The organism is Acetobacter fabarum (assembly GCF_040702925.2).
GTDB lineage: Bacteria > Pseudomonadota > Alphaproteobacteria > Acetobacterales > Acetobacteraceae > Acetobacter > Acetobacter fabarum_B.
Map to the genome: position 1 here is coordinate 47,905 of NZ_JBFCXX020000017.1, position 6,329 is coordinate 54,233.

Consider the following 6,329-nt stretch of genomic DNA (forward strand, 5'->3'; position numbering starts at 1 on the left):
AGTATGGCGATGGCAAAAAAGAAAGCCCAGATCTCCGTCTATCTCGATCCCGAGGTGATGAAGACCCTCTCCGCCTATGCCGCGCGACGCGCGCAGCCGATGTCGCTGATCGTCGAGGCCGCTGTCGCCTCCTTCCTGTCGCCCGACGGGGAGGAGCGCCGCGAGGCTGCCACATCGAAGCGCCTCGACCGGCAGGACCGGCGCCTTGCGCGGCTGGAGCGTGATATTGGCATCACGGTGGAGACCCTGGCGCTGTTCATCCGCTTCTGGCTGACCACGACCCCACCGCTGCCCGAACCGGCCGCAAAAGCAGCGCGGGCACAGGCTGCGGCGCGTTACGATAATTTTGTCGCGGCCCTCGGTCGTAGGCTGGCCCAGGGACCGAGACTCCAGCAGGAAATTCCAGACGACGTTTCCGATCCTGCCATACAGGATGAACCGGATTCGTAATTTCCGCACCCTGCAAGTATTTTTGCCCTGCGTTTCCCTACCGTCCTACGACGCATGAATTCCTGTTGAACCGCGTGGTTTCCTGCCTTTCTTAATTGTCCCTGTTGCTGTCCGCGCATCGCGTTCGGCCCGTAGCGGGGAAAATCATGTCGGTTTCCAGCATCCATGAAAGGGCCACGGTACGCGGCATGTCCATGCTGCGCACGGCGATGGGGCCAGCGATTGCCCGGCACCTCGCTGATCCTGCCATTGTCGAGGTGATGCTCAATCCCGATGGTAGGCTGTGGATCGACCGCCTGTCCGAAGGGCTGAGTGATACCGGGGACAGGATCATACCGGCTGATGCCGAGCGCATTGTGCGGCTGGTCGCGCATCATGTCGGCGCGGAGGTGCATGAGGGGGCGCCCCGCGTGTCGGCGGAACTCCCGACCGGTGAGCGTTTCGAGGGGCTTTTGCCACCCGTGGTGATGGCCCCGAGCTTCGCGATCCGTAAACCGGCCGTCGCTGTGTTCACGCTCGACGATTATGTCGAAGCCGGGACCATGACAGCGGGCCAGGCGAATGTCCTGCGCCGGGCTGTATCCGACCGAAAAAACATACTGGTCGCTGGGGGAACCAGCACCGGCAAGACCACTCTGGTCAACGCCCTGCTGGCCGAGGTCGCGAAAACTGGCGATCGCGTCGTCCTGATCGAGGATACGCGCGAACTGCAATGCCGCGCCCCCAATCTTGTGTCGCTCCGTACCCGTGATGATGTTGTCACCCTATCCGAACTGGTGCGCTCGGCCCTGCGCCTGCGTCCGGACCGTATTCCCATCGGCGAGGTACGTGGGGCTGAAGCCCTTGATCTGGTCAAGGCATGGGGTACCGGCCATCCCGGTGGCATCGGGACGCTGCACGCCGGATCGGTGCTGGCGGCCCTGTATCGTCTGGAACAACTGATCCAGGAGGCCGTGGTCACGGTGCCACGCGCCCTGATCGCCGAGACCATCGACGTGATCGCCGTGCTTTCAGGGCGCGGCACGGCACGCCGCCTTTCCGAGCTGGCCGAAATTGACGGCCTAGATCCCGTGACGGGCGCCTATCGCATCCGCCCGGTCAGCTTCTCTTTTCCCGAAACATACAGATCTGCCAATGGAGAGTCATCATGAGGTCGCCTTCACGTTTGCGCGCCATTGTGTGCGCTGTCGCACGTCCTGACCGGCATGTGCCGGATCTGCGTGTATTCGGAACCTCCATGCTGCTGTCGCTTGTTTTCGCGTCATCGGCATGGGCGTCGGGATCCAGCATGCCCTGGGAAACGCCCCTGAACGAGATCCTGGAATCCGTGCAGGGGCCGGTGGCCAAGATCATCTCGGTGATCATCATTACCGTGACCGGTCTGACCCTGGCCTTCGGGGAAACATCGGGAGGGTTTCGCCGCCTGATCCAGATCGTCTTCGGTCTGTCCATCGCTTTTGCGGCCAGCTCATTCTTCCTGTCGTTCTTCTCGTTCTCCGGCGGAGCACTGATCTGATGGCGGGATATGACGATGACGCGGTGCCGGGCTTTCATGTCCCGGTGCATCGGTCGCTGACCGACCCCATCCTGCTGGGTGGTGCGCCCCGTGCCGTCGCCATCGCCAACGGCACGCTGGCGGCAGCGATCGCGCTGGGCCTGCGGCTGTGGTTGATTGGGGTCGTTTTCTGGATCGTCGGCCATGGGCTCGCGGTCTGGGGCGCGAAACGTGATCCGCTGTTCGTGGAGGTGGGCCGGCGGCATCTGCGCTATCCCGCCTGGCTCCGGGCATAGGGAGGGCAGGGCCATGATGTCCCTTGGCGAATATCGCAACCGGAACTCCCTCCTGTCCGACTTCCTGCCCTGGGCCGCGCTGGTCGAAAAAGGTGTCGTCCTGAATAAGGACGGCAGTTTTCAGCGCACCGCAAAAATACGTGGTCCCGATCTCGATAGCGCAACACCAGCGGAACTGGTCGGTGTGACCGGAAGATTGAACAATGCGCTCCGTCGCCTTGGCTCAGGCTGGGCGGTGTTCGTGGAAGCGCAGCGCGTCCCGGCGACACTCTATCCTGACGGTGACTTTCCCGACGCAGCCAGCCAAATGGTCGACCTGGAGCGCCGGGAGCAGTTCGAGGATGAGGGCGCGCATTTCGAGAGTCGGTATTTTCTGACCCTGGTCTGGCTGCCACCGGCGGAATCATCAGGTCGCGCCGAGCGTTTTCTCTATGAAGGCAGGGAACGCGATGGTCCCGATCCGCATGGCATGCTCCATACGTTCGTGGACCGCACGGATCGGATGCTGGCCTTGCTGGATGGCTTCATGCCCGAGGCGGCATGGCTGGATGACGGTGAGATGCTGACTTATCTGCACAGTACCATCTCCACCCGGAACCAGCGGGTCCGGGTGCCGGAAATTCCGATGCATCTGGATGCCCTGCTGGTGGACCAGCCGCTTTCGGGTGGTCTGGAGCCAAAGCTGGGCGATGCCTTCCTGAAAACCCTGACCATTACGGGTTTCCCGTCGCGGACCTTCCCTGGAATTCTGGATGACCTGAACCGGCTGGCCATGCCCTATCGCTGGTCCACCCGCGCCATCCTGCTGGACAAGACCGATGCCACGAAGGTGCTGACGAAAATCCGGCGCCAGTGGTTTGCAAAGCGCAAGAGTATTGCGGCCATTGTCCGGGAAGTGATGACCAACGAGGCCTCGGTCCTCGTGGACAATGATGCCGCCAACAAGGCGGCCGACGCCGATCTGGCGTTGCAGTCCCTTGGTGCTGACGATGTCGGACAGGCCTATATTACCGCGACCGTCACGGTCTGGGACGGTTCCGCCTCCATCGCCGCCGAGAAGCTCCGGCTGGTCGAGAAGATCATCCAGGGCCGCGATTTCACCTGCATGACGGAAAGCCTCAACGCGGTGGAGGCATGGCTGGGATCTCTGCCGGGGCATGTCTACGCCAATGTGCGTCAGCCGCCGGTATCGACCCTGAATCTCGCGCATATGATTCCTCTGTCCGCCGTGTGGGCCGGGCCGGAACAGGATGGCCATTTCCGTGCTTCTCCCCTTTTCTACGGCAGGACCGCGGGTGCCACACCGTTCCGGTTTTCCCTGCATGTCGGCGATGTCGGTCACACGCTGATCGCGGGACCGACGGGAGCGGGCAAATCCGTCCTGCTGGCGCTGATGGCACTCCAGTTTCGTCGCTATGCGGGATCACAGGTTTTCGCCTTTGATTTCGGTGGTTCCATGCGGGCGGCGACGCTGGCAATGGGAGGCGACTGGCACGATCTCGGTGGCGGTTTGACCGATGCTAATCCATCGGGAGAACAGGGTGGCAGTGTATCGCTCCAGCCTCTGGCGTGGATTGATGATCCCGATGAGCGTAAATGGGCCAGCGAATGGCTCGGCCAGATCCTTGTCGGAGAGGGGGTAACGCTGACCCCGGATGTGAAGTCTCACCTCTGGTCGGCCCTGAATTCCCTGGCGTCGTCGCCCAGCCATGAACGCACGATCTCAGGTCTGGTCGCACTCCTCCAGTCCAACGCCCTGAAGCAGGCTCTGGCCCCATACTGCCTCGGTGGTCCTTATGGCCGGTTGCTTGACGCCGAAGCCGAGCGGCTGGGGGATGCCGATGTCGTGGTGTTCGAGACCGAAGGGCTGATCGGCTCGGGCGCTGCATCATCCGTGCTGTCCTACCTGTTCCATCGCATCGAAGGGCGACTGGATGGCCGGCCGACGCTGCTGGTGATCGATGAGGGCTGGCTGGTGCTGGATGACGGCGATTTTGCCGGCCAGCTCCGGGAATGGCTGAAAACGCTGCGCAAGAAGAACGCCAGCGTCATCTTCGCCACGCAGTCCCTGTCGGATATTGCCAATTCGCCGATCGCCCCGGCGGTGGTGGAAAGCTGCCCCACGCGCATTTTCCTGCCCAATGAGCGGGCGATCGAGTCGCAGATCATGGCGCTTTATCGGGACTTCGGCCTGAACGACCGGCAGATTGCCATCATCGCCCGCGCGGCCTCGAAGCGGGAGTATTACTGCCAGACGCAACGGGGCAACCGGTTGTTTGAACTTGGGCTCGGTCCTGTTGCCCTGGCGCTGTGCGCGGCCTCCGGCAAGGACGATCACCGGCTGATCGACAGTGTGCTGGCGGAACACGGACGTGGTGGCTTTCTGCCTGCCTGGTTCGACGTGCGTGGCGTGTCATGGGCTGCGGACCTTCTGCGGGAAGGGGACGTGTCATGAGGCAGGTGATCTTTTTCTGCAGTGCAGCGGCCCTGTTGTCGATTGGCGTGCCGGAGGCCCGGGCACAATGGGCTGTGTATGATGGAGCCAACCATGTCCAGAATGTTCTCATCGCGGCACGGACCCTCCAGCAGATCGATAATCAGATCACCTCGCTGGCCAACCAGGCACAGATGCTGGTCAATCAGGGACGTAATCTGGCGAGCCTGCCGCTTTCGACATTGTCATCGTTGCAATCAACGATTTCCCAGACCACGGCACTGCTCGCGCAGGCGCAGAACATTGCCTACAGCGTCCAGTCCGTCGAGCAGCAGTACCAGCAGTCCTATACGTCGGTCTCATCGGGCATGTCCGACAGCGCCCTGTTCAGCCAGGCGCAGACAAGGTGGCAGAATTCCGTAGGCGGCTTTGAAGATGCCCTGAAACTGCAGGCGCGTGTTGTGGGGAACATTCCTTCCGACAGCAGTGCCATGACCCAGCTTGTTTCGGCCAGCCAGGATTCCACAGGTGCCCTGCAGGCAGCGCAGGCCGGCAATCAGCTTCTAGCACTTCAGTCGCGCCAGTTGTCTGACATTCAGGCCGAACTCGCCGCCAACGGGCGGGCTATGGCGCTGGAGCGGGCGCGAAATGCTGCCACCGAAGCCGAGAGCGAAGCTCAGTACCAGCATTTTTCCCAATATAATGCCTATAGCCCGACCGCGATTTCCATGTTCGGCAGCAGCGGGAACTGACGGCCATGGCGACCAATGACGTGGGCGTTATCGATACATTCCTGAACACCTTTACCACCACGATCGATACCGGTTTCGGTTTGGTGAAGGGGAATGTGATCTCGCTGGCGGGTACTCTGTCGGTGCTGGATATTGCGCTGGCCGGGCTGTTCTGGGCTTGGGCGGCAGATGAGGACATCATCCAGCGTCTGGTGAAGAAGACGCTCTATATCGGCTTCTTCGCCTGGGTCATCAACGATTTCGATGCGCTCTCGAAGATCGTCTTCGACAGCTTTGCGGCCCTCGGTCTGAAGGTCGGCGGTGGCAGTCTGGCGCTTGGTGATTTCCTGCGGCCCGGCCGACTGGCCTCGACCGGATTTACGGCAGCGCAGCCGCTTCTGGACTCTGTCCACAATCTCCTTGGTCCGGTCGCCTTCTTTACCAACTTCATCCAGATCTTCGTGCTCTGCCTGTCCTGGCTGATCGTGCTGGCGGCGTTCTTCATTCTGGCCGTGCAGCTTTTCGTGGCGCTGATCGAGTTCAAGCTGACCACGCTGGCAGGGTTCGTGCTGATCCCGTTTGCCCTGTTCAACCGCACCGCCTTCCTCGCCGAGAAGGTGCTGGGCAATGTCGTCTCGTCGGGTGTGAAGATCATGGTGCTGGCGGTCATTTCCGCTATCGCGTCGGTTCTGTTCGCCCAGTTCTCAACCTCCTACGGCAGCGACGTGCCCACGATCGGGCAGTCCGTCTCGGTGGTGCTGGCCTCGCTTGCAATTGTCGGCCTGTCCATTTTTGGCGGCAGCATCGCCAACGGGCTGATCTCCGGCGCACCGCAGCTTGGCGCGGGTGCAGCCGTCGGGACCGGCATGGCCGTCGGCGCCATGGGTGCTGCTGCGGCGGCCGGTGTCGGGGCTGTCGCCTCT

The 6,329-nt window shown here is 62.1% G+C and carries 7 protein-coding genes; all 7 read left to right on the forward strand.

Going from position 1 to position 6,329, the window contains the following annotated elements; all coding sequences use genetic code 11:
* Nucleotides 1-3: 3 nt before the first annotated feature.
* Nucleotides 4-450 (forward strand): CopG family transcriptional regulator, encoded by a 447-nt coding sequence (locus AB2L51_RS11660; protein ID WP_110507509.1) that lies wholly within the window; start codon nucleotides 4-6, stop codon nucleotides 448-450.
* Nucleotides 451-644: 194 nt separating this feature from the next.
* Complete coding sequence (gene trbB, locus AB2L51_RS11665; protein ID WP_395582642.1) at nucleotides 645-1,601, forward strand: P-type conjugative transfer ATPase TrbB; 957 nt, start codon at nucleotides 645-647, stop codon at nucleotides 1,599-1,601.
* Nucleotides 1,598-1,966: a TrbC/VirB2 family type IV secretion system protein gene (locus AB2L51_RS11670; protein ID WP_395582629.1), complete on the forward strand. Its 369-nt coding sequence runs from the start codon at nucleotides 1,598-1,600 to the stop codon at nucleotides 1,964-1,966. The genes trbB and AB2L51_RS11670 overlap by 4 nt, the downstream gene beginning before the upstream one ends.
* On the forward strand, nucleotides 1,966-2,241 hold the full coding sequence (locus AB2L51_RS11675) for a VirB3 family type IV secretion system protein (RefSeq protein ID WP_395582628.1): 276 nt from the start codon (nucleotides 1,966-1,968) through the stop codon (nucleotides 2,239-2,241). Before AB2L51_RS11670 ends, AB2L51_RS11675 begins: the two co-directional genes overlap by 1 nt.
* A gap of 13 nt (nucleotides 2,242-2,254) precedes the next feature.
* On the forward strand, nucleotides 2,255-4,696 hold the full coding sequence (trbE, locus tag AB2L51_RS11680; RefSeq protein ID WP_395582627.1) for a conjugal transfer protein TrbE: 2,442 nt from the start codon (nucleotides 2,255-2,257) through the stop codon (nucleotides 4,694-4,696).
* The gene (gene trbJ / locus AB2L51_RS11685; RefSeq protein WP_395582626.1) at nucleotides 4,693-5,427 is read left to right on the forward strand and encodes a P-type conjugative transfer protein TrbJ; all 735 of its coding nucleotides are present in this window, start codon (nucleotides 4,693-4,695) and stop codon (nucleotides 5,425-5,427) included. Before trbE ends, trbJ begins: the two co-directional genes overlap by 4 nt.
* Before the next feature lie 5 nt (nucleotides 5,428-5,432).
* The coding region (gene trbL / locus AB2L51_RS11690; protein WP_400922043.1) for a P-type conjugative transfer protein TrbL at nucleotides 5,433-6,329 on the forward strand (897 nt) is incomplete at its 3' end.